Source organism: Planococcus maritimus (genome assembly GCF_001687625.2).
Lineage (GTDB): Bacteria > Bacillota > Bacilli > Bacillales_A > Planococcaceae > Planococcus > Planococcus maritimus.
The window spans coordinates 1,818,597-1,842,015 of the sequence record NZ_CP016538.2 but is presented as its reverse complement, the minus strand read 5'-3'; the positions used below and the strand labels follow the sequence as shown (position 1 = coordinate 1,842,015).

General features: G+C 48.0%; 27 protein-coding genes. 25 read left to right on the top strand and 2 right to left on the bottom strand.

What is annotated here, in order from left to right; translation table 11 throughout:
* The 9 genes from aroA to BBI11_RS09245 all read left to right on the top strand — a co-directional run bounded on the left by aroA (nucleotide 1) and on the right by BBI11_RS09245 (nucleotide 7,232).
* Nucleotides 1–1,284, top strand: a complete 1,284-nt coding sequence (aroA, locus tag BBI11_RS09285; RefSeq protein WP_068462645.1) for a 3-phosphoshikimate 1-carboxyvinyltransferase — start codon at nucleotides 1–3, stop codon at nucleotides 1,282–1,284.
* Between the two features lie 84 nt (nucleotides 1,285–1,368).
* Nucleotides 1,369–2,622 carry a tetratricopeptide repeat protein gene (locus tag BBI11_RS09280; RefSeq protein ID WP_068465711.1) on the top strand — a complete coding sequence of 418 codons (1,254 nt, stop codon included), beginning with the start codon at nucleotides 1,369–1,371 and terminating at the stop codon, nucleotides 2,620–2,622.
* A 14-nt stretch (nucleotides 2,623–2,636) separates the two neighbouring features.
* The gene (locus tag BBI11_RS09275) at nucleotides 2,637–3,200 is read left to right on the top strand and encodes a ReoY family proteolytic degradation factor (RefSeq protein WP_068462642.1); all 564 of its coding nucleotides are present in this window, start codon (nucleotides 2,637–2,639) and stop codon (nucleotides 3,198–3,200) included.
* Nucleotides 3,201–3,204: 4 nt separating this feature from the next.
* Complete coding sequence (locus tag BBI11_RS09270; protein ID WP_068462640.1) at nucleotides 3,205–3,657, top strand: YpiF family protein; 453 nt, start codon at nucleotides 3,205–3,207, stop codon at nucleotides 3,655–3,657.
* A 140-nt stretch (nucleotides 3,658–3,797) separates the two neighbouring features.
* Complete coding sequence (locus tag BBI11_RS09265; protein WP_068462638.1) at nucleotides 3,798–4,301, top strand: QcrA and Rieske domain-containing protein; 504 nt, start codon at nucleotides 3,798–3,800, stop codon at nucleotides 4,299–4,301.
* 21 nt (nucleotides 4,302–4,322) lie between these two features.
* A complete protein-coding gene (gene qcrB, locus BBI11_RS09260; RefSeq protein WP_058380570.1) occupies nucleotides 4,323–4,997 on the top strand; it encodes a menaquinol-cytochrome c reductase cytochrome b subunit in 675 nt (224 codons plus the stop codon).
* A gap of 36 nt (nucleotides 4,998–5,033) precedes the next feature.
* Complete coding sequence (locus BBI11_RS09255) at nucleotides 5,034–5,816, top strand: menaquinol-cytochrome c reductase cytochrome b/c subunit (protein ID WP_068462636.1); 783 nt, start codon at nucleotides 5,034–5,036, stop codon at nucleotides 5,814–5,816.
* 60 nt (nucleotides 5,817–5,876) lie between these two features.
* The gene (lhaT, locus tag BBI11_RS09250; protein ID WP_068462634.1) at nucleotides 5,877–6,485 is read left to right on the top strand and encodes a lipoprotein heptaprenylglyceryl N-acetyltransferase LhaT; all 609 of its coding nucleotides are present in this window, start codon (nucleotides 5,877–5,879) and stop codon (nucleotides 6,483–6,485) included.
* 63 nt (nucleotides 6,486–6,548) lie between these two features.
* Nucleotides 6,549–7,232, top strand: coding sequence for a zinc metallopeptidase (locus BBI11_RS09245; protein ID WP_068462632.1), 684 nt, complete (start codon nucleotides 6,549–6,551; stop codon nucleotides 7,230–7,232).
* Between the two features lie 55 nt (nucleotides 7,233–7,287).
* On the opposite strand, the gene BBI11_RS09240 is transcribed toward BBI11_RS09245, so the two are convergent.
* On the bottom strand, nucleotides 7,288–8,151 hold the full coding sequence (locus BBI11_RS09240; RefSeq protein ID WP_068465709.1) for a YitT family protein: 864 nt from the start codon (nucleotides 8,149–8,151) through the stop codon (nucleotides 7,288–7,290).
* Between the two features lie 125 nt (nucleotides 8,152–8,276).
* Here BBI11_RS09240 and BBI11_RS09235 point away from each other — a divergent pair, with 125 nt between their 5' ends.
* The 16 genes from BBI11_RS09235 to BBI11_RS09160 all read left to right on the top strand — a co-directional run bounded on the left by BBI11_RS09235 (nucleotide 8,277) and on the right by BBI11_RS09160 (nucleotide 22,453).
* Nucleotides 8,277–8,597: a nucleotide pyrophosphohydrolase gene (locus BBI11_RS09235; RefSeq protein ID WP_237150256.1), complete on the top strand. Its 321-nt coding sequence runs from the start codon at nucleotides 8,277–8,279 to the stop codon at nucleotides 8,595–8,597.
* The gene (gene dapB / locus BBI11_RS09230) at nucleotides 8,594–9,394 is read left to right on the top strand and encodes a 4-hydroxy-tetrahydrodipicolinate reductase (protein ID WP_068462629.1); all 801 of its coding nucleotides are present in this window, start codon (nucleotides 8,594–8,596) and stop codon (nucleotides 9,392–9,394) included. The genes BBI11_RS09235 and dapB overlap by 4 nt, the downstream gene beginning before the upstream one ends.
* An 18-nt stretch (nucleotides 9,395–9,412) precedes the next feature.
* On the top strand, nucleotides 9,413–9,817 hold the full coding sequence (gene mgsA / locus BBI11_RS09225; RefSeq protein WP_068462627.1) for a methylglyoxal synthase: 405 nt from the start codon (nucleotides 9,413–9,415) through the stop codon (nucleotides 9,815–9,817).
* 22 nt (nucleotides 9,818–9,839) lie between these two features.
* On the top strand, nucleotides 9,840–10,973 hold the full coding sequence (bshA, locus tag BBI11_RS09220) for an N-acetyl-alpha-D-glucosaminyl L-malate synthase BshA (RefSeq protein WP_068465707.1): 1,134 nt from the start codon (nucleotides 9,840–9,842) through the stop codon (nucleotides 10,971–10,973).
* Nucleotides 10,970–12,103: a CCA tRNA nucleotidyltransferase gene (locus tag BBI11_RS09215; RefSeq protein ID WP_068462625.1), complete on the top strand. Its 1,134-nt coding sequence runs from the start codon at nucleotides 10,970–10,972 to the stop codon at nucleotides 12,101–12,103. Before bshA ends, BBI11_RS09215 begins: the two co-directional genes overlap by 4 nt.
* Nucleotides 12,081–13,061: a biotin--[acetyl-CoA-carboxylase] ligase gene (locus BBI11_RS09210; RefSeq protein WP_068462623.1), complete on the top strand. Its 981-nt coding sequence runs from the start codon at nucleotides 12,081–12,083 to the stop codon at nucleotides 13,059–13,061. Before BBI11_RS09215 ends, BBI11_RS09210 begins: the two co-directional genes overlap by 23 nt.
* 222 nt (nucleotides 13,062–13,283) lie before the next feature.
* Nucleotides 13,284–14,120 (top strand): pantoate--beta-alanine ligase, encoded by an 837-nt coding sequence (panC, locus tag BBI11_RS09205; protein WP_068462620.1) that lies wholly within the window; start codon nucleotides 13,284–13,286, stop codon nucleotides 14,118–14,120.
* 3 nt (nucleotides 14,121–14,123) lie between these two features.
* Nucleotides 14,124–14,507, top strand: coding sequence for an aspartate 1-decarboxylase (panD, locus tag BBI11_RS09200; RefSeq protein WP_068462618.1), 384 nt, complete (start codon nucleotides 14,124–14,126; stop codon nucleotides 14,505–14,507).
* A gap of 140 nt (nucleotides 14,508–14,647) precedes the next feature.
* Complete coding sequence (gene dinG / locus BBI11_RS09195; RefSeq protein ID WP_068462617.1) at nucleotides 14,648–17,410, top strand: ATP-dependent DNA helicase DinG; 2,763 nt, start codon at nucleotides 14,648–14,650, stop codon at nucleotides 17,408–17,410.
* Between the two features lie 43 nt (nucleotides 17,411–17,453).
* Complete coding sequence (locus BBI11_RS09190; protein ID WP_068462614.1) at nucleotides 17,454–17,624, top strand: YpmA family protein; 171 nt, start codon at nucleotides 17,454–17,456, stop codon at nucleotides 17,622–17,624.
* 20 nt (nucleotides 17,625–17,644) lie between these two features.
* Entirely contained in the window at nucleotides 17,645–18,106 is a 462-nt protein-coding gene (locus BBI11_RS09185; RefSeq protein WP_237150255.1) for a cell wall elongation regulator TseB-like domain-containing protein, read from the top strand.
* A gap of 14 nt (nucleotides 18,107–18,120) precedes the next feature.
* Entirely contained in the window at nucleotides 18,121–19,311 is a 1,191-nt protein-coding gene (locus BBI11_RS09180; protein ID WP_068465705.1) for a pyridoxal phosphate-dependent aminotransferase, read from the top strand.
* Nucleotides 19,312–19,340: 29 nt separating this feature from the next.
* Nucleotides 19,341–20,636 (top strand): asparagine--tRNA ligase, encoded by a 1,296-nt coding sequence (gene asnS, locus BBI11_RS09175; protein WP_068462611.1) that lies wholly within the window; start codon nucleotides 19,341–19,343, stop codon nucleotides 20,634–20,636.
* A gap of 116 nt (nucleotides 20,637–20,752) precedes the next feature.
* Nucleotides 20,753–21,454 (top strand): DnaD domain-containing protein, encoded by a 702-nt coding sequence (locus BBI11_RS09170; protein WP_068462608.1) that lies wholly within the window; start codon nucleotides 20,753–20,755, stop codon nucleotides 21,452–21,454.
* An 11-nt stretch (nucleotides 21,455–21,465) separates the two neighbouring features.
* A complete protein-coding gene (gene nth, locus BBI11_RS09165; RefSeq protein ID WP_068462606.1) occupies nucleotides 21,466–22,146 on the top strand; it encodes an endonuclease III in 681 nt (226 codons plus the stop codon).
* Entirely contained in the window at nucleotides 22,121–22,453 is a 333-nt protein-coding gene (locus BBI11_RS09160) for a YpoC family protein (protein WP_068462604.1), read from the top strand. The genes nth and BBI11_RS09160 overlap by 26 nt, the downstream gene beginning before the upstream one ends.
* Before the next feature lie 362 nt (nucleotides 22,454–22,815).
* Here the strand turns inward: BBI11_RS09160 and BBI11_RS16615 are convergent, their stop codons facing one another.
* The gene (locus BBI11_RS16615) at nucleotides 22,816–23,400 is read right to left on the bottom strand and encodes a hypothetical protein (protein ID WP_237150254.1); all 585 of its coding nucleotides are present in this window, start codon (nucleotides 23,398–23,400) and stop codon (nucleotides 22,816–22,818) included.
* Between the last annotated feature and the right edge of the window lie 19 nt (nucleotides 23,401–23,419).

The following is a 23,419-nucleotide window of genomic DNA, read 5'->3' as shown; positions in this document are numbered from 1 at the left end:
ATGACGAAAACGATCAGTTACGCAAAACCTGCTTTAACGGGCCATGTCCAAGTGCCTGGGGATAAGTCCATTTCACATCGTGCCATCATGTTTGGCGCACTGGCACAGGGGACAACGACCATCGAGGGCTTCTTAATGGGTGATGATTGCTTAAGCACGATCAGCTGTTTTCGTTCACTTGGAATCGATATCCAAATAGACGGCGAACACGTAACGGTGGAGAGTGGCGGCAGAAAAGCCTGGAAAGAGCCAGAAGTAGTATTGGATACCGGAAATTCAGGCACGACGACGCGCTTGATGCTCGGCTTGCTCGCAGGAACTGGTTTCCATTCAGTCATGGCGGGTGATGATTCCATCGCACGCCGCCCAATGAAGCGCATCGTCGAACCATTGCGTTTGATGGGCGCAGACATCCGTGGGCGCGCAAACGGCCATTTCACGCCGCTCGCTGTACAAGGCACGCAGCTTCAGGCAATCGACTACACGATGCCTGTCGCGAGCGCGCAAGTAAAGTCGGCAGTGCTGCTTGCGGGATTATCTGCACAAGGGACCACTACTGTACACGAACCGGTGCCGTCACGGGATCATACTGAAATTATGCTGAAGCATTTTGGAGCAGATATCTCCCGTGATGGAGAAGTTATTTCTTTGAGAGGCGGACAAGAACTGCGGGCTGCGCATGTCCAAGTACCTGGTGATATTTCTTCTGCTGCCTTTTTGATCGGTGCCGCACTTATTGCTGAAGGCAGTGATGTGACATTGGAAAATGTCGGTATTAACCCGACGCGCACAGGATTACTCGATGTGTTTGCAGCTATGGGGGCCGACATCCAGGCAAGCGGACATACATCTGAAGGTGAACAAGCCGCCGACCTGACAGTACGGAGCACTTCGCTTTCAGGAACAGAAATCGGTGGGGACTTAATCCCGAGATTGATTGATGAGATTCCGTTGATTGCGCTTGTGGCAACACAGGCACAAGGTAAGACGATTATCCGCGACGCGGAAGAATTGCGCGTCAAAGAAACAGATCGCATACAGGCGGTTGTCACCGAACTGAAAAAACTCGGCGCCGATATCGAAGCGACTGAAGACGGGATGGTCATCCAAGGACCGACGCCATTGTCTGGTGCCGCACTCGCAAGTTACGGCGACCATCGCCTTGGCATGATGGCGGCAGTCGCAGCATTGATCGCGGACGGTCCTGTGTCGATTGATGAGCCGGGGTGTATTTCGATCTCCTACCCGAACTTTTTTGAACATCTGGATAAGCTGACACAATAACTCTCCTGCGGGGGAGTTTTTATTATGCTAGCATGATGGTTTCGTGTACGATAACTATATAACTGCAAGGAATAGGTGATGCAAATGGCAACTTTACAAAATATCCAAGAAGCGGTGCAGGCCGGAGACACGGCGGCACTCGATACATTGCTCGAACAATATTTGCTGAAAGGCGATCCGGATGAACAATATGGGGTCATGGAATGGCTGCAAGAAATCGGATTTATCGAAGAAGCACTCCGTGTAGTGGAGCATCTTCAATACATGTTCCCGGAAGAGGCGCAATTGCGTGTCGACCGTTCGAAATTGCTGATTGATGCTGACCGTGAAGATGAAGCACTCAATGAATTGATGGCGATACCGAAAGACGATGAACTGTATCCTCAGGCGCTTGTCACATTAGCGGATTTGTTCCAGCTCCAGGGACTTCTCGAGGCAGCGGAACTGCGCTTAGACGAAGCGATCGAGCTTATGCCAGACGAACCGCTCCTTCAACAGGCGAAAGCGGAACTATTGCTCGACTCTGGGCGCTATTTGGAATCCGCTCGCATTTATCAAGAACTGGAAAGCCGTAAAGTCGTCATCGAAGGCGTCAACTTGAGTGAGCGTTTGGCGGAAGTTTACAGCGCTGGGGCAGCTTACGAAGAAGCGCTGCCTTATTACGAACGTGCACTGAAAGACGAAGCACAGCCGGATGTCTTGTTCGGCGCCGCATTTGCCGCTTTCCAGGCGAAACAATACGAATTGTCGGTCAACCGGCTAGATCAGTTATTGGAAGCCGATCCCGATTATTTTTCGGCCTATCTATTGAAAGCGCAATGCTTCAACATGATGGAAGATTACAAGCGTGCATATGACGCCATTAAAGAAGGGCTTGCGCGTGATGAATTTGACAAAGAATTGTATTTGTTCGCGGGGAAACTTGCGCTAAAACTCAACAAAGGGGAGGAAGGAGTCGAAATGCTTCGCCAGGCCATTGCGCTTGATCCCGAATACATGGAAGCATTGTATGCACTGATCTCTTATTTCGATGCGGAAGAGCGGGATGACGAGTTGCTCGAGCTCGCTTCTATGGCAGTCGAGAGCGGCAACGATTGGCACGCATTGTATCCGATGATCGCAAGGGCGTATGACCGGACAGAACAGTTTGGCAAAGCTTTCGAGTATTACGAGAAAGCTTATCCGGCATTTTCCGACGATCCCGAGTTCCTCGAATCCTTTGCCTTATTTTTAGTAGAGGAAGGGAAACGCGACCGCGCTCTCGAAATAATCAAACAGCTTCAAGTACTGGAGCCGGAAAATCCACAATGGTTCGATTGGCTGCAATCGTTTGAATGAAAGGGGGATACGATATGACTGCATCTGTTTCTGTAGGGGAGAAAAAACAATTTGTCCGCTGGTTCCTCGGATCCTATAAGATGAAAAGGCGTGAATGCATTTGGATTCTCAATTATTTGTTGAGCAATGACGAATTGCTGGAGAAAACGCATTTTGTGGAAGAGGCGCATTATTGTCCCCGTGCCATGGTCATGTCGACGACTGAATCCAAGCAAATCCCGTTCCAATTTTATAAAGGCAAGTTGATGACAGCCGATGCCGAAAAGTCTTTTCACGACCTCAGGCTTCATCCGGATGAGCCCTTGTATATCCAGTTGAACTTCCCGAGCATCCCGCCGGCGTCGCTTTATCTGGCGGTGCTCGAGGAAAATCCGCATATGCCAAAAGGAGCTTCGGTCAGTGAACAGGACCGTCTGTTGGCAGAACAAGTTTTGAATGAAAGTCTATCATCTTACCAGGAAGAAACGATCCTCAAAAAAATCGATGAAGCACTGGACGCAGGAGATAAAGAACGATTTTTCGAATTATCTGCCTTGCTGTCTGTTGTGAAATCGGCGAAAAAAATGGAGAGTGACTGAATACATGCACTTTAATAGCAAAGACATTGATTTATATGCAGGACAAAAAGAGTATGTCGACACAGCGGTCGTTCCGCTGATCGAATTGGACCTAACCGATGCTGGCATGAAAGCGAGCGCAGGGGCATCTGAATATTTACAATCCTTAACTGTTATATTGGAAAAGCAATTCAAAGGGCGGATCCTATTGCTTCCGCCTATTTCTTATGCTCGTGCCGCAGACCGGTCACAGCTTGGGCAGCAATTAAAAGAAGAGCTGTCGGAAACTGCTTTCAAGCACGTTTTCTACTTGACGACCGATCCGAAATGGCGCTCGATTGAGGAATTGGAAAATGTCCTATGGCTGCCGGCCATTCCGACAGGGGATATGGACCAATCTTTCAAAAAATCGGTCATGGAAGACCAGCTGCGCCAAGTGTTGCCACTGTTTACGAAGAAATGGACACATCATTCATGAAATGTTCACAAACTGTCGCAATAGACGGAATGCAATATTGACCTTAAGTTTTGATTGATATATCATTAGGTTGTCCTAGTAATTATATTTGAATGAGTATGTCCATTGGACTGACCTTGAATGTTAGAGGGGGGAAAAGAATGAGTAATAATCGTGTATCACGACGCCAATTTTTAGGTTACACACTGACTGGTGTAGGTGGTTTCATGGCAGCAGGGATGCTAATGCCGATGGTGCGCTTCGCAGTCGATCCAATTCTGCAGCAACATGACGCCGGTGATTATGTTTTGACCGACCAAGCTGTTGCCGATATCACAGAAGAGCCTGTACGTGTCGACTTTACATTTGAACAAGTAGACGCATGGTATACATCTGAAGTCACGAATTCAGCATGGGTTTACAAGGAAGGCGACAAACTAATCGCACTTTCACCAGTTTGTAAACACTTGGGATGTACAGTGAACTGGGCAGGGAGTCCGGATTACCCGACACAGTTCTTCTGCCCTTGCCACGCCGGCCGTTACGAGAAGAATGGTCAAAACATCGCAGGTACACCGCCACTCGGACCTCTTGATGAGTATCAAGTTCAAGAACAAGATGGCTTTGTAGCCATCGGAGCAGTAAGAGAAAACACTTTAGTTTAATAGTTAGGGGGTACGACACCAGTGCTAAACAAGTTATATGATTGGGTAGATGAGCGATTGGACATCACGCCGATCTGGCGCGATATTGCAGACCATGAAGTACCGGAACACGTTAACCCCGCACACCACTTTTCAGCATTTGTCTATTGCTTCGGAGGACTGACATTCTTTATCACAGTCATCCAAATCTTATCTGGCATGTTCCTTACTATGTATTATGTGCCGGATATTGAAAATGCTTGGCAGTCGGTTTATTATCTCCAGAATGAAGTCGCTTTTGGGGAAATCGTGCGCGGGATGCACCACTGGGGAGCTTCTTTAGTAGTCGTTATGATATTCCTTCATACGCTGCGTGTATTCTTCACAGGGTCTTACAAAAAACCTCGTGAGCTCAACTGGGTAGTCGGTGTTATGCTATTTGGCGTAATCCTCGGCCTATCTTTCACAGGTTACTTGCTTCCATGGGATATGAAAGCATTGTTCGCAACAAAAGTTGGGATTGAAATTGCAGCTTCTGTACCAGTGATCGGCGAGACAATCAAAATTTTGCTTGCAGGGGATTCAACGATTCTCGGGGCACAAACTTTGACACGCTTCTTCGCGATCCACGTCTTCTTCTTGCCTGCTGCTTTGCTTGGGTTGCTCGCAGCACACTTTATCATGATCAGAAGACAAGGTATTTCAGGACCATTGTAATTCATCCTTGACCAAGGATTTTAAGGAGGGGACACTATGCATCGCGGAAAAGGGATGAAATTTGTAGGGGATTCACGCGTTCCGAGCAAAGAGTTTCGGAAACCGAATATCCCGAAAGATTACTCCGAATATCCTGGCAAAACAGAAGCCTTTTGGCCGAACTTCCTTCTAAAAGAATGGATGATCGGTTCTGTCTTCCTAATTGGTTATTTGCTCTTAACTGTGGCTCATCCTTCGCCTCTTGAAGGCCAGGCTGACCCGACAGACACAGCATATATTCCATTGCCAGACTGGTATTTCTTGTTCTTATACCAATTATTGAAATATGAATTTGCTTCGGGTCCGTTTAACGTCGTCGGCGCAATCATCATTCCGGGCCTTGCGTTCGGAGCTTTGATGCTTGCACCGTTCCTTGACCGTGGACCGGAACGCCGCCCATCAAAACGTCCATTGCCGACTGGCTTTATGCTTTTGGCTATCGCGTCGATCGTCTTCTTGACGTGGGAATCCGTCGCTAACCATGACTGGGAAGCAGCGGCTCGCCAAGGGGAAATCACGGAAGAAGTGGAAATTGATACAGCAGACCCTGGATATGAAATCTATTCAGGAGCCGCGTGTATTAGTTGCCACGGCGATAACTTGGAAGGGGCAGTCGGACCGACCTTGATCGGAACCGGCTTGTCAGCAGAAGAGATCGCTGAAATCGCTGTGAATGGTATCGAAAAAGACGGAGCGCAAGTTATGCCTCCTTCTTGGGATGGTACGGATGAAGATCTTCAAGTTATGACAGAGTTCATCGCTGGACTTGAAGCTGAATAAACTTACAGAAAAAGAGCCGGGAAACCGGCTCTTTTTTTCTGCACAGGAAAGGAAGATTGGATGGTGGAATTCACTGCAAAAATTTCGGCTTGGCTAATGTTCCGTCCGTTTTTGATGCTGTTGTTCTTCGTCAATTTAGGGGGAACGATTTACGGATACATTTGGTACGGTTGGCAACTGCGCATCACCGAACCGATATTTCTCATCTTCGTGCCGGACAGCCCGACCGCAAGTTTATTTTTCACGATTGTGCTGGGCCTATGGATTATCGGCAAGCACAGCCCACTGATCGAAGCGCTCGCTTTTGTCACATTGATTAAATATGGCTTGTGGGCAGTGGTTATGAATCTGCTCACGCTTTTGCAAACCGGATCTATCGGCTGGCTCGGCTGGATGCTCGTATTGTCGCATTTCGCGATGGCGCTGCAAGCCGTGCTTTATTTTGAGCATTATCGCTTTGGGTTTGTGTCGGTTGCGCTAACGGCCATTTGGACTTTACATAATGATGTTATCGATTATGTCTTTGGGCAAATGCCCATTTACTCGAGCTTAAGTGAGTTTAGTGCAGCAATCGGCTACTTCACGTTTTGGCTATCGATTGCCTGCATTGCGTTCGCATGGTTCACGGCGTCACAAAACCGCCACTTGGAGCCGCGCCGTTTCAGTTGACCAAAAGTCAGAAAAACAAGTAAAATAGACTTATAGAAACACAAAGAGAGGTTGATCATTAAAATGGGATTGGGCGGCTATTTGATTTATTTTATCGTCTTATTGATTGTGCCGATTTGGGCTCAAATGAAATTGAAAAGCACATATAAAAAGTATTCCAAAGTCCGGTCGACTTCCGGTCATACAGGAGCTGAAGTGGCTCGCATCATCTTGGATCAAAACGGCTTGAGCAATGTCAAAGTCATCGAAAGCCGTGGCATGCTAAGCGACCACTATAATCCGATGACGAAAACCGTTGCACTCAGCAGCCATAACTACCACGAACCATCGGTAGCCGGCACGGCTGTTGCAGCACACGAAGTGGGACACGCCATTCAAGACGCGACGGATTATTCGTTCTTGCGTTTCCGCCACCGTCTTGTGCCAATGGTTAATATTTCCTCGAACATGTCTTGGGTGTTCATCATGATCGGGTTGTTCGCCAATATGAGCGGTGCTTTGTTGGTCGGGATCGCGCTTTTAGCAGTCGGTGTGTTGTTCCAATTGGTCACCTTGCCGGTTGAGTTTAACGCTTCGAACCGTGCGATGGATCAGTTGTTATCGCATAACGTCATCCGCAACGATGAAGAACGACACGCGAAAAAAGTATTGAACGCAGCAGCGATGACTTATGTAGCAGCGACTGCAGTTGCCGTGATCGAACTGGCTCGTCTAGTATTGATCTACACAAGCATGGATCGTTCATAACAAATTAAACGGGCGGGAAAAGCATTTGCTTTTCCCGCCCGTTTTTTTATATGTGTTACAGTGGTTGCTTTTGTTCATCTAGCGTGAAGCCTTCACCCATAACATCATGTACTTCAATCAATGAAACAAATGCGTGGGGGTCGACAGAATTGACGATGTTTTTCAGCCGGACGAGCTCGTTGCGCGCTACGACGCAATACAACACTTCGCGTTCTTCTTTAGTGAAATGGCCATAACCACGAAGAATCGTAATGCCTCGGTCCATTTCGATAGCGATGCGGCTTGCAATTTCTTCTTGCGAATTGGAGATAATCAAAGCGCCACGGCCTGAATATGCTCCTTCCTGGACGAAATCAATGACGCGTGCCCCGACAAAGACAGCCACTAAGGTATACATCATCGACCGGTAATCGAGGAAAGTTAGCCACGACAGCATGATAACCAGTGCATCGAATAAGAACATCGTCTTGCCCATACTCCAGCCGAAGTATTTCTGCACCAGCCTGGCGATAATATCCACTCCGCCGGTTGTGCCCCCGTAACGGAAAATGATGCCAAGCCCGACCCCGACAAAGACGCCGGCAAATAAAGCGGCAAGGAATAAATCATCACGCAACGGAATTTGAACTTCGTAGATGAGGAAGAGTTTCAAAAAGGCGGAAACGGCGACCGTGCCGATGATCGTGTAAAGGAAGACTTTACGCCCGAGCAGTTTCCAACCGATAAAGAACAGGGGGATGTTCAATAAGAGGTTCATTAACGCAGGATCCCAGTTCCAAAGAAAATAGAGGATCAAGGTGAGTCCTGCAAATCCGCCTTCTCCGAGCTCGTTTTGGATATTAAAATGGACAAAGCCGAAACTATAAATAGCGGAGCCGAGAACGATAAAAAAGATATTTTTCAACTGAAGATCTTTCATGAAAAAGCAGCCTCCCTTTTTGTCAATAACTTCTGTATTATCTGCCATAATGCCGTTTTTGACAACACCCCCTGTTTTCTTTACGATTAGATTGGAGTGTGATGACAGTGAATACAGAAAAAAGTATGAGACAATTACAAGAGGAAGTGGACCGCCATATTGGGCAGTTCAAAGAAGGCTATTTTGCACCGATGGAAATGCTTGCACGAATGACAGAAGAACTCGGTGAATTGGCACGGGAAGTCAATCATGTATACGGGCCGAAAAAGAAAAAAGCCACTGAAGCCGAAAAGCTCATTGAAGAAGAAATGGGCGATGTGCTGTTTGTCTTGATTTGCATGGCCAACTCGATGGACATCGATTTACAGAAAGCCCATGATGGCGTAATGGAGAAATTCCGTACCCGTGATAAAGACCGTTGGACCAGAAAGGAAGAACAACAATGACTATAAAAGTGGCAATTGCCGGAGCCCGCGGTAAAATGGGCAAAGAAGCTGTACATACTGTGATGAAAAATACCGATATGGAACTGGTGGCAGCGCTGGATTATAAAGACATCGGCGCGACTTTGGCAGAGACCGGCTTGTTTCCGGACAGCTTTCAAGTGCCGGTCTTCACCGACCTTGAAGTGCTTCACGGACACCATTCACCTGATGTCCTAGTCGATTTGACGACACCTGAGCATGTCTATGCCCATACAAAGCAAGCATTGCAGCTTGGCATCCGTCCGGTCGTCGGGACCACTGGATTTTCTACAGAAGAATTGGATGAATTAACGGAGCTCTCGAAAACTTCCGGACTTGGCTGCATCATCGCGCCAAACTTTGCCGTAGGTGCGGTCTTGATGATGAAGTTTGCCGAGCAGGCGGCGAAATATTTGCCAGATGTCGAGATCATCGAAATGCATCATGACCAAAAACTCGATGCGCCCTCAGGGACCGCAATGAAAACGGCACATATGATGAGCGAAACACGCACTGCCCATCAGCAAGGGCATCCTGACGAAAAAGAAACTTTGCAAGGCGCTCGCGGCGCAGACTATGAGGGCATGCGCATCCATAGTGTCCGGCTGCCGGGCTTAGTGGCACATCAGCAAGTGCTGCTCGGCGGTGATGGACAATTGTTGACGCTGCGCCATGATTCATTTAACCGCGGCTCATTCATGTCAGGCGTCAGTCTGTCGATTCGCGAAGTGATGGAGCGCAAGGAATTAATTTACGGCCTGGAACATATCATAGGCTAAAATAATGGAGGCGATTGGATGAACATCGCATTGGTTGCACACGATCGGAAAAAAGATGACTTGATACAATTTGCGTTAGCTTATAAGCCCATTTTGGCGAAGCACCAATTATACGCCACAGGAACGACCGGCTCCCGTCTGGTCGAAGGGACAGGTTTAGCGGTGCACCGTTTTCAATCCGGGCCGCTTGGCGGCGACCAGCAGATCGGGGCGATGATTGCCCAGAACGAAATGGATATGATCATCTTTTTCCGCGACCCGCTGACAGCCCAGCCGCATGAACCGGATGTCACGGCTTTAATCCGTCTATGTGATGTCTATCAAATTCCGCTTGCGACCAATATGGGAACAGCTGAAGTCCTCTTAAAAGGCCTAGAAAATGGCTTGGTCGATTGGCGGCTCTTGAGCGACCGCCGGAAATAGGAGGAGAGAAAGTTTGCGAAAAATGAAAATTGGGATTACTTGTTACCCGACAGTCGGAGGGTCTGGCGTAGTGGCAACAGAATTAGGAAAAATGCTGGCTGAAAAAGGCCATGAAATCCACTTTATTACTTCCAGTACACCGTTTCGGCTAAACGGCTTATATGCGAATATTTTCAGCCACCAAGTGGATGTTAATAGTTACTCGGTGTTTCAATACGCACCGTATGACATTGCGCTGGCGACGAAAATTGCTGAAGTCATCAAAAATGAGGAATTGGATTTGCTGCATGTTCATTATGCGATTCCTCATGCTGTATGCGCGATATTGGGCCGTGATATGGCAGGATCTGATATCGGCATTGTCACGACTTTGCACGGCACCGATATTACGGTACTCGGCACCGACAGTTCGTTAAAAGATGCTATTCGTTACGGCATCGAGAAATCCGATGTCGTAACGGCTGTTTCGGATTCCTTGAAACAGCAAACCTATGACATGATAGCGCCGGATAAACAGATTGAAACGGTCCACAATTTTGTCGATGAACGGGAGTATTATCAGCGTGATTCCGCTAAATTGAAGCAGGAACTGGGCATTCCAGCGAACGAAAAAGTGTTGATTCACGTCTCGAACTTCCGCAAAGTTAAGCGTGTGGAAGACGTCGTTGCTACTTTTGCGAAAGTGCAAAAAGCGGTCGGGGCCAAACTATTGCTGGTCGGCGACGGGCCTGAGATGAGCGGCATCCATCAGCAAGTAAAAGACCTCCAGATTGACCAAGAAGTGTTATTTCTCGGTAAACGCGACAACCTGTCAGAGCTTTACAGCATGAGTGACGTCAAATTGCTGATGTCGGAAAAAGAAGCCTTTGGGTTGGTCTTGCTAGAGGCAATGGCTTGTGGTGTGCCGGCCATCGGAACACGGATCGGCGGCATTCCAGAAATCATCGAACCTGGCGAAAACGGATTTCTGGTGGACCTTGGCGACACCGATGCGGCAGCTGATGCAGCGATCCGCATCTTAACGGACGACGCACTCCACGGGCAAATGTCTGTAAAGGCTTTGGAAACCGCAAATCAACGCTTCGGTTCAGAGAAAATTTTGGCCGAATACGAAGCCCTTTACGAAGGTTTGCTGAAAAAGGCCGAGTTGCAATGAAACGTGCCAAATACATTATCAATTGTTTAAAAGAAGCGGGCTTTGAAGCGTATATGGTCGGGGGGGCAGTTCGCGATTATTTACGCGGAGTCATGCCGCACGACATTGACGTGGCAACATCTGCTGCCCCTGAACAGGTGAAAGCCCTATTCGATCGGTCGGTCGATACCGGAATCGAACATGGCACTGTGATGATCCTCATTGAAGGGCAAGGAATAGAAGTCACTACATTCCGCACAGAAAGTGGCTATTCAGATAATAGAAGGCCGGATAAAGTGAAATTTGTGAATTCTTTGCATGAAGATTTAAAGCGCCGTGATTTCACCATCAATTCGATGGCGATGACCGAACAAATGGCCATCATCGATCCGTTCAGCGGCCGGGATGATTTGGCTGCCGGTGTCATCCGCGCGGTCGGCCTCCCAGAAGAACGGTTCACGGAAGATGCCTTGCGCATGTTACGGGCCATTCGCTTTTCGGGCCAATTAGATTTTCAAATAGAGCCAAAGACGATCGATGCCATTAAAAGCCACGCAGAGAGAATTCAGTCGGTTGCGATCGAACGCATCAAGGCGGAACTAGACAAAGTTATGGTTTCCGCTGCCCCTGATATTAGCATGAGATACTTGGTCAAGACCCGTCTCAATCAATTCCTGCCTTCAGGCGGGTTATTTGAAGTGGACTGGTCAAGGTATCTTCGCAGCGACGACCCATTGGCTGGATGGTTCTACTTATTGAGTCAAAATGGCGAAACCTTTGCTGCTTTGCGAGAGTACCGTTTTTCCAACCAAGATAAAAAAGACTTACAGCGTGCCCTTGAAGCAAGAGGTTTGTCGGAATGGGATGCTTGGGTGTATTACAGCTTCACCGAGCGGCAATTGATGCTCGCGCAGTCTGATTCGGGCGCTAGACGTTCCGTGAGAGAACAACAAGCGTCCTTGCCCATTCGGTCCAAATCCGAACTAGCCGCCAATGGCCGTGACTTGATAGAATGGTCAGGAAAAAAAGCAGGCCCATGGCTGAAAGAATGGACCTTATTGATTGAAAAAGCTGTGGTTGAACGCCGCTTGGCCAATGATAAAGAACACATAAAGGACTGGTTCATAGATGAATATCACCGTCACGCATAAATTGGCGACGCGGCTATTAGAAGCCGGGGATCAACCGGTCTCCGGCCAGCAATTGGCCGAAGAGTTTGGAGTTTCACGAACGGCGATTTGGAAGCATATGAAAGAGCTCGAAGAAATGGGCTATGAAATTGAATCGGTGCGTAAAAAAGGCTACCGCATTCAAAAAAGTCCGGATAGCTTAGAAGCGTTCCTCGTCCAATCGGGGCTCAAGACAAACCGGCTCGGCAGCCGAATCGAGTATTTGGAGCAATGCGCCTCTACTCAAATCGTTGCGCATCAATTGGCGCAAGAGGGCGCGCCGGACGGGACGGTCGTCATTGCAGATTTGCAGACAGAAGGCAGAGGCCGTCTAATGAGGAAATGGGATTCTGCTAAAGGCCAAGGGATCTGGATGAGCATCATTTTGCGCCCGGATGTTCCACCTCATAAAGCGCCGCAATTTACCTTGGTCGCCGCGGTCGCGATTGTGCGGGCGATTCAATCCATCACGGGATTGGAAGCTTCGATCAAGTGGCCAAACGATATCTTGTTTGGGAGCAAAAAAGCGACAGGCATTCTGACAGAACTGCAATCGGACGCTGACGGCATTCAAGCGCTGATCATCGGGATTGGAGTCAATGTCAATCAAGAACACGAAGATTTTGACGCTGCTGTAAAGGAAATTGCCACTTCGCTGCGACTCGAGTCCGGGCAAGCGGTAAACCGCAGAAAGCTAGTGCAGGAAATCCTGCGCTATCTTGAAATTTATACCGAAATGTATATTGAATTAGGATTCGGCCCGTTAAAAGAATTGTGGGAAGGGCATTCTGCTACGATCGGCAAAGCTGTTCGTGCCCGCATGACACGCGAAACATTAGAAGGCATTGCAGAAGGCATCACAGAAGATGGTGTCTTGCAGCTCCGCACAGCGGACGGTAAGCTACATGGCATCTATTCGGCTGATATTGAATTGAAGTGATGGATATAGGCATTTTTCAGGAATTCTGCTATAGTGAAAAGAGTGGGCGGTATCCGATGTGAACTGCACCGCAACAGCACAGCAAGCCATAAATGAATACGATTCTGCCTTGATCATGACGTGACAGGGACGGAGGAAACCGAATTGGAATTTTCTGTCCTTCTGTCTTCTGACAGAAGGATTTTTATATGGTTTTCTCCTATAAAGGAGAGGAAGACGCATATGCAAGTCGTAAACACGGTTCTAGACTTGAAAGAATGGATCCGGAGCACAAAACAAAGTGGACAGTCGATTGGATTGGTCCCAACGATGGGTTTCTTACACGAAGGTCATTTGGCGCTAGTAGAAGCCGCAAAAGCGGAAACCGACGTCGTGGCGATGAGCATTTTTGTCAATCCGGCTCAGTTTGGCCCGAATGAGGATTTCGACCGGTATCCTCGTGATTTCGAGCGGGACAGCATGCTCGCTGAAAAAGCAGGCGTTGACTTAATATTCGCCCCGTCTGTAGAAGAAATGTACCCGAATGAAACACAGATCACGATGGGTGCGGGATCGCTTGCCAATGTCTTGTGCGGCAAGAGCCGCCCGGGACATTTTGACGGCGTGTTAAAAGTGGTGACAAAATTATTTCATCTGCTACAACCCGACGCCGCGTATTTCGGGCAAAAGGATGCCCAGCAAATGGCGATTATCGAGTCGCTTGTCAGGGATTTCAATTTTCCCCTGCAAATCCGGCGCGTCGAGACGGTGCGTGAACAGGACGGCCTGGCTAAAAGCTCGCGCAATGTATACTTGAGTGAAGCGGAACGCATAGAAGCGCCGAAACTTTACGAAGCCCTGCAGCGTGGTGTTAAAGACGCAAGAGAGGGACAAGATCCCATTCTGGAAATGATCCGCTTGATCGAATCGGAAACATCCGGCACGCTCGACTACATTGAACTGCTAAGTTATCCCGATTTACAGCAAGAACCAAACGCGCAGGCCATTCTTGCGCTCGCTGTCCAATTCCAAAAAGCCCGGCTTATCGACAATATCATTTTCAACTTAAAGGAGAACTGACTTATGCTTAGAATGATGCTCAATTCCAAAATCCACCGTGCGACGGTAACTGAAGCCGATTTGAACTACGTGGGCAGCATCACGATCGACCAAGACCTATTGGATGCAGTCGGCATGCTGCCGAATGAAAAAGTCCATATCGTCAATAATAATAACGGCGCCCGCTTTGAGACCTATATCATCGCCGGAGAACGCGGCAGCGGCGTCATCTGCGTCAACGGGGCTGCAGCGCGCCTCGTACAGCGTGGAGACATCGTCATCATCTTGTCTTACGGTTATGTTATGGACAAAGATGCCCCTAGCCATAAGCCAACTGTAGCGATCATGGATACAGACAACTCGATTAAAGAAATCATCCATTACGAACCAGAAGCGACGGTTATGTAAGGGGTAGCACACCAATACGCCGAAAAGGGAAAGTTGCCCTTGTCGGCGTGTTTTTTATTTTGCTGTGCTCCTGCCGGCGAACAGCGGGCGAATATGTTACAATTTTTCCTGAGAGAATCACCTGAGAAAGAGGGGTTATCATGAATTCCCAAAAATATGTCGTTGTCGATATCGAAACAACGGGCCATTCCCCTGCAAAAGGTGACCGGATCATCCAATTGGCGATGGTGACGATCGAACAAGGTGAAATTGTTGATACATATACGAAATTCATCAATCCGCAGCGGAAAATTCCAGCGTTCATACAAGATTTGACCAATATTACAGAGCGCGATGTAGAAGATGCCGAGCCATTTGAAGCCTATGCTGAGGAAGTCTACAGACAATTAGAAGGCGCCATTTTCATCGCCCATAATATTCACTTTGACCTGCCGTTTTTGCAAGCGGAACTGAGCCGTGCCGGCATGCCGAAATGGCAAGGGCTGGCCATGGATACCGTGGAACTCGCGCGACTCGTCTATCCAACAGCCTTCAGTTATAAATTGCAGGACATTGCAGCCGAACAAGGCATTAGCTTAACGAATGCACACCGTGCCGATGACGATGCCTTGGCGACGGCCGAATTATTCCTGCAGGCGAAACAGGCGCTGGGTGAACTTCCTTACGACACACTTGTCCTGTTGCATAAGCGATCTTTCCAATTGAAATCGGACTTATCGCGCTTGTTGTTTGAGATTACTCAGCACAAGCGCAACGAACAAGCCGATAGATATGGCCGTTTTCGCGGCATTCCAATTGTCCCGAAAGCGGAGCGAGCACAAGTCTCGAGTGATACACCACAAAAGACAGAATGGCGAAAAGGGCTGGAGATGGTCAAGCCGGAGTACGAACAGCGCCCAAGCCAAGTCGCGATGATGGAAGCGGTGGATCAGGCAATCCATGAACAGAGTGAACTGGTCATTGAAGCCTCGACCGGAATGGGTAAAACGCTTGGTTATTTATTGCCAGCAGCGGCTTATGCCAAAGATTCCGGCAAACAAGTGATTATCAGTACATACACCACCCATCTGCAAGACCAGCTCGTCTCCAAAGAAGTAAAGCTCGCCGAAGAATTTCTCGGCGCTAATATTCGCGTAGCGCTTATCAAGGGACTGTCCCATTACATCGATTTGGGCCGCTTTTTCGAATTGCTCCACGGGGAGGATGAGTCATACGACGAAACCTTCACGATCATGCAGATGATGGTTTGGTTAACTTCGACCAGGACCGGAGATTTAAATGAACTGAACGTATCGAGCGGCGGGCAGTTGCTAGTCGATAAAGTACGCCGCTCGCATATGAGAAAGTTGACACGTCTTGAAAAAACGGTCGACTTTTACGAGCATGCGTTGACAGAAGCGGAAAGCGCACATGTCATCGTCACTAACCACGCCTTCCTATTGAATCCGCATAACCAAAAGCGGTCCATTTTGAAAAATGTCGATGCTTATATATGGGATGAAGCGCACCAAGTCGTACAGGCAGCTGTGGCTCATAAAGAAAAAACCTTTGTCTACACGCAATGGCGCTATGTGTTCGGCCAATTGGGCAGCTATGACGAAAATCAATTATTTTCAAAATTTTATCGAGTCGCTGAAACTCAAGGCTTTGCCAGAGTGCCAGAACTATTGCAAATGGAATCCTTGTATTTGAAGTACACCGGTCTATTCGATGAAATCACGCTTTATCTCGCTCAAGCCTTCCAAAACAAATTCCATAATAGCCGTACCCGCAAATGCGCTTCATTATTAGATGAATTGGATTTTGAACGCGAACGTTTCATGGATTTTCTGAGCTTGTTGAATAGCTGGATCGATATCGCACAGACGATCTTGCAAAAAGCCGAGCGCTTTACGGAACTGACGATGAACGAAAGGCTCGTGATCGCCGATTTCCGTTATTGGACTGAAGAGATGATGTTGAAAGCAGTGGAGTTCAGTGAAATCTTCCTGTTCCCGAAAGAAGATGAAGTGTCTTGGATCGAAGGCGACCTGCGCAGCATGCCGACAAGCTTATCGCTATACAAACGGCCCTATGAAGTGGCGTCGCTGGTCGACAACATTATCGGCGAGGCAAGAGGTCAAAAGGCGATCATTTGGTTATCGGGTACGATGAGTGTCCCATCCAACGAACGCTTTATCGTTAACCAGCTCGGCATCCCGAGACATGTGCCGATCGATAAATTCGAACCTGCCGATCAATTTTACAGCGGGGCAAAAGTTTATATTGTTGAAGACATGCCAGATATCCAGCAAGTTTCCCAGCAGGAATACATCGAATCGGTCGCCGATGCCGTCACCCAGACGGTGCTTGTCACGGAAGGGCGTTGTTTTGTCTTGTTTACCTCGCAGGATATGCTCAGAAAAACGGTCGATTTAATACAAGATTCCCAGCTGCTTGATGATTATATGTTGTTTGCACAAGGCATGTCTTCAGGCAGCCGCATGAAGTTGTTGAAATCATTCCAGCGCTTCCAGAAATCGGTGCTGTTCGGGACCAATAGCTTCTGGGAAGGTGTGGATGTGCCGGGAGACGCGCTGCGAGCTGTCGTTGTCGTCAGGCTGCCTTTCACCTCACCCGAAGAGCCTGTTTTCAAAGCGAAATCACGGATCATCTCTAAAGAAGGCATCAATCCGTTTATGCATTACGCCTTGCCGGAAGCGGTATTGCGCTTGCGCCAAGGATTCGGCCGGCTGATCCGCTCGAAAAAGGATAAAGGCTTATTCATTGTGCTGGACCGCCGGATCGAAACGAAATCGTACGGTGAGGAATTTCTGCATGCCTTGCCGGATGTGCCGGTCGCCAAAGTGTCTTTGGAAAAGATGGTAACCGATATTGAACATTGGTATAATAAGCAAGGATAAAGAGGGACGAATGGTTCCTTCAATCGAAAGGAAGTGCCGAACAATGGAATCCAAGATCGAAGTATTAAACACGGTACAAGTCGATTATCAATCCGATTTGTACAAAGTGGTCGATGCATTGAACCGGACATTGAAAGACCGTGATTTAATGTTTGGCCTGGCGCTTGATAAAGACGACCAGACAAAAGCGGTTTTCACAATTTATAAAACCTAGGTGATTATATGAAAGAGTGGATGAAATTCATCATCGTTTTCCTGTCTTTTTTGGCTGTTGCCATTGTGCTAGTCATTTTATTTCTCGGCAATAAACCGTTTTCGGAAGCGGAACAAGCGGCCATTGAAAAAGTGGAAGCAGAAGGCTTGCTCGATGAAGTGGAGCGGGCATATGTCTATTCCAGTTCGGCTCAGTCCGTGACGGTTCTAGGAACGGACGGTGAAGGCAAGATCAAAGCGGCCTTTGTTCCAGAAGAAGGAGAAATGGAAGCGTTGATGCTCGAAGACCAAGTGACCGCTCAACAAGCGCGCGAAATCGTTCAGGAAGATATGGAAGTCGAAGAAATCCTTCATACGAAGCTTGGCTTAGAAAGTGCCGGAGCCGTATGGGAGATCGCCTTTTTGAATGAAGCGGGTCGCTTGAACTACGTCTATCTTTTAGCTGAAGACGGCACTTGGTGGAAACGCATATTGAATTTGTGAAAGGGTTGATCAATTTGTTGAAATTAGCAGACCGCGTACAAAGCTTAACGCCATCTACAACTTTGGCGATTACGGCAAAAGCGAATGAACTAAAAGCACAAGGCGTTGACGTAATCGGGCTCGGTGCAGGAGAGCCGGATTACAATACACCCCAGAACATACTGGATGCGGCTAAGCGCTCCATGGATGAAGGTAAGACGAAATATACGCCAGCGGGCGGGTTGCCTGCCTTAAAGCAAGCTATACAGGATAAACTGCAGCGTGACCAAGGCTTGAGCTATGAGAAAAACGAAATTTTGGTTGGCATCGGGGCGAAGCATGTACTTTATACGCTTTTCCAAGTATTGTTAAATGAAGGCGATGAAGTCATCATCCCGATTCCTTATTGGGTCAGTTACCCGGAACAAGTGAAATTGGCAGGGGGCTCACCGGTGTACATAGAAGCAACGGCCGGGCAATCGTATAAAATCACTCCACAACAATTGCGTGAAGCAATTACTGATCGGACGAAAGCTGTTATCGTTAACTCACCAAGCAATCCCACTGGCATGCTGTATACAAAAGAAGAGCTCGAAGCATTGGCAGAAGTATGCCGCGAAGCGGACATCTTAATCGTGTCTGATGAAATTTACGAGAAATTGATTTATGGGGATGCGGTGCATACTTCCATCGCAGAACTGTCGGAAGATGCCAAAAACCGTACCGTCATCATCAACGGCGTGTCGAAATCGCATTCGATGACGGGATGGCGCATCGGCTACGCGGCCGGGGACAAGGATTTGATTAAAGCGATGACGGACCTTGCGAGCCATTCGACTTCCAATCCGACGACCACGTCACAATATGCGGCGATTGAGGCATATAACGGGCCGCAAGATGCCGTTGAAGAAATGCGGCGGGCTTTTGAAAGTCGCCTAGAAGCAATTTTCCCTAAGCTAGAGCAAATCCCGGGATTCACTGTTTTACGTCCTCAAGGGGCCTTTTATTTACTGCCGGATGTATCGGAAGCAGCGGCAAAAACCGGTTTCGATTCAGTCGACGACTTTGTGAAAGCCTTGCTTGAAGAAGCGAACGTGGCTGTGATTCCGGGGTCAGGATTTGGCGCACATTCGACGATCCGTTTGTCATATGCGACATCGCTCGAATTATTGGAGCAGGCAGTCGAACGCATCAGCCAATTCGTCCACAAGCATTGGAAAGAATAAGCAATAATTATTTGGAGGCTATTTGACAGATGAAAAAAATCACTATCGCCGAAATGGCAAAACATAACGGACAAACCATTAAACTTGGCGCATGGGTCGCTAACAAGCGCTCAAGCGGTAAAATCGCCTTTCTTCAATTACGTGATGGCTCAGGATTTGTACAAGGAGTTGTCGTCAAAGCAGAAGCGGGCGAGGAAATCTTTGCCAAAGCGAAAGCATTGACTCAAGAAACTTCCTTGTATGTAACAGGTGAAGTAAAAGAAGACGAACGCTCAGCTTTTGGCTATGAGTTAGCAATTACAGATATTGAAGTGATCCATGAAGCAAAAGATTTCCCAATTACGCCGAAAGAACACGGCACTGAATTCTTGATGGACAATCGTCATTTGTGGCTGCGTTCAAGAAAACAGCATGCCATCATGAAAATCCGCAATGAAATCATCCGTGCCACTTATGAATTCTTTAATGACAATGGCTTTGTCAAAGTGGATCCGCCGATTTTAACGGGATCGTCTCCGGAAGGCACATCGGAATTGTTTGCGACGAAATACTTCGATGAAGATGCTTATTTGTCGCAATCCGGCCAGCTTTACATGGAAGCCGCCGCAATGGCACTTGGGAAAGTATTCTCATTCGGCCCGACATTCCGCGCAGAAAAATCGAAAACCCGCCGTCACTTGATCGAATTCTGGATGATCGAGCCGGAAATGGCGTTTGTGGAACACGCTGAGAGCTTGGAAGTCCAAGAGCAATATGTGTCACATATCGTGCAATCGGTCTTGAAAAATTGCCAGCTTGAACTAGAGCGCCTAGGCCGGGATACATCGAAACTGGAGAAAATCCAAGCGCCATTCCCGCGCGTCACCTACGACGAAGCGATCAAATGGCTCAACGACAATGGATTCGATGACATCAAATGGGGCGAAGATTTTGGGGCACCACATGAAACGGCATTGGCAGAAAGCTACGATATGCCGATCTTCATCACCCATTACCCAATTGGCATCAAACCGTTTTACATGCAGCCGCACCCAGAGCGCGACGACGTCGTTCTATGCGCTGATATGATTGCGCCGGAAGGCTACGGGGAAATCATTGGGGGCTCTGAACGGATTCATGAGTACGAATTAATGAAACAACGCATCCAAGAGCATAATCTGGATGAAGCCGCCTACGAATGGTATTTGGACCTTAGCAAATACGGCGCAGTGCCCCATTCCGGATTTGGCCTGGGCCTTGAACGCACAGTCGCTTGGATCAGCGGGGCAGAACATGTTCGTGAGTCGATTCCATTCCCGCGTTTGTTGAACCGTCTGTACCCATAATAAATAGCCATTACCAAAGCTGCGGCAAGTCCCGTTCTGCGGGATTTTGACTCAGCAGAGAATATCCTGATAGACTTAGACAGCTAGAAATTTTCATACAGAAAGGTGGTTGGGATATGAAACAGTCTGACCGATTGCAGCAATGGATTGAGCAGGGAAATGTGACCATTTCCCAGCTTTTTTTTCAGTTTTACAGACGCTTGAAAATCAGTGACGAAGAAGCGATCATGCTTTTGCAAATCCACTCTTTCCAACAAGCGGGGAACGTGTTTCCGACACCGGATGAAATCGCCTCGCGGATGTCTGCCAACCAGAACAGCGTGACGACAATGCTGCAGAAACTGATGCAGCAAGGCTATTTATCGATTCGCCAGGAAACGGCGGATGGCATGCTGACGGAGACGATCTCGCTTCAGCCTTTATGGGACAAACTCGTAGATTGTCTGGAAGTTCAAGCGCAAACCGAAAAAGAGCATACACAAAAAGAACAGGAAGGCGAGATCTTCCAGCTGTTTGAACAAGAGTTCGGGCGTTTTCTATCACCGATGGAAATCGAAACAATTTCCATGTGGATGGACCAGGACGGCCATACACCTGAAGTCATACGAATGGCTTTAAAAGAAGCCGTCATCGCACAGAAAATCAGCTTGCGCTATGTCGACCGCATCTTGTTTGAGTGGAAGAAAAAGAATATCCGGACGTCTAGCCAAGTATCGCGGCATGCGAATTCGTTCCGCGAAAAAAATATTCGCATCCAGCCGCAGGAAAGCACTGCGAAAAAAGTGCAATTCTATAATTGGCTGGAAGAGCGAAATTAGCAGGTGATAGGATGATGACGAAAAAGGAATGGCTCGCTTGTCTGGAAGAAATGGACCATATGTTTCCGGATGCCCATTGTGAATTGATCCACCGCAATCCTTTCGATTTGGTCATTGCGGTCTTGCTATCCGCGCAATGTACCGACAAGCTCGTCAATAAAGTGACGGCGAATCTTTTTGAGAAATACCATACACCGGAAGATTATCTATCGGTTCCTTTGGAAGAATTGCAGCAGGATATCCGTTCGATTGGCTTGTTCCGCAATAAGGCGAAAAATATACAGGCACTCAGCCGCATATTGATTGACCAGCATGAGGGGCGTGTGCCGGAAGACCGGGATGTATTGATGACCTTGCCAGGTGTTGGGCGAAAGACTGCCAATGTGGTTGTCTCTGTCGCTTTCAACAAGCCGGCACTAGCCGTTGACACCCACGTTGAACGGGTGTCAAAACGCCTTGGTCTATGCCGTTGGAAAGATTCTCCGCTGCAAGTAGAAGAAACCATTATGAAAAAGACCCCTGCGGAAGATTGGTCGAAAACCCATCATCAAATTATTTTTTTCGGTCGCTATCACTGCAAAGCGCAGAATCCGGGCTGTCACGTATGTCCGTTATTTGATCGCTGCCGAGAAGGAAAAAAACGTGATAAAAAAGGACTTGTGAAACATGATGCTGTCACGGAAGTCAATTGACCAAGCAATTTCGCCGTTCTATAATGATTGGGCTATTTTATCTAGTGAGTTGAAAGTGTGCATCGGGCAAGAGGCGAGTGATTGTCACACGCTTATTAGCCAAGGCTGCGAAATTTACGAAGCGTTGCAAGAAATCTTAAATGGCTTGTTTGGAAGTTTGGCACCGTCCCCTTTGAATGAAAGCGAGCGGCTAGAGTTTGTAAAAAACTCCAGGAGTACACACGCCGCCTCACGTCAACTAGAGCAATTATTCGGGGAGCTCAAGAAAAAAATAGCACGTACAAAAGTTGGCTACCCAGCCGAATAAATTATTCACCCCCCTGGCTATTGCCAAGGGGGTTTTTGCATAGAAAAAGACCTGCCCTAAAAGGGGTAGGTCTTTTGCAGGCTGTCGAGAAAGTGATAAAGTCGTATTTTCCGAAGCTTATCGCTCGCTTTCCGTGGGCTCGCGCCCAAGCCTCCTCAGCCGCTTTGCGTCTTGCGGGGTCTCGGTCGTCTCACTGATCCACAGGAGTCGAGCGAACGCTTCTCCAAATACTTAGAGAGGTTATTGACTGTTGGATATAGAAAAAGATTCTCTTTTTTTAATTGAGAGCGAACTTCGGACTTCTTCAACACTCTGGAAAAGACCTGCCCTAAAGGGGCAGGTCTTTTGTTTGAAATGCGCGATTACGATTCGTCGTCTTCGCGATTAGCATTATTGTTGTCATCATTACCGTTGCCGTTGCCATTGCCGTTGTCATCGTTATCGTCATTATTGCCGTTGCCGTTTCCATTACCATTACCGTTGGATGTGGCGTTGCTGCCTGATGAAGCTTCTTCATCGGCTTCTTCTGGCTCTTCCGGCTGTTCAGGAGTGTCGATAGGCTCGTCAGGTGTCTGGACTGAGCCTTCATCCTCCATTTCTTCTTCAGCTGGTTCTTCCTCCGCTGGTTCTTCGTCGGCAGGTTCTTCTTCTGGTTGTTCTTCTTCAGCTGGTTCTTCTTCAGCTGGATCTTCTTCAACCGGTTCCTCTTCAACGGGTTCTTCTTCTGGCTCTTCAACCGGTTCTTCTTCCGGTGGAGGAGTAATCTCGATGGTGGTGGAGGCAGGGTCGCTGCGTCTGCCATTTTGAGTGGCAACCACACGGAATGTGTAAGTGACGCCTTCTTCAAGGCCATTATAGGAATAGGTGGTGTTGCCAGTCGTCGTTAGTACTTCGCCGTTGACCGATACTTCGAATGACACATCATCCGAACCATGGCTCCAGCTCAAGTTAGCAGTTGAGCCACTG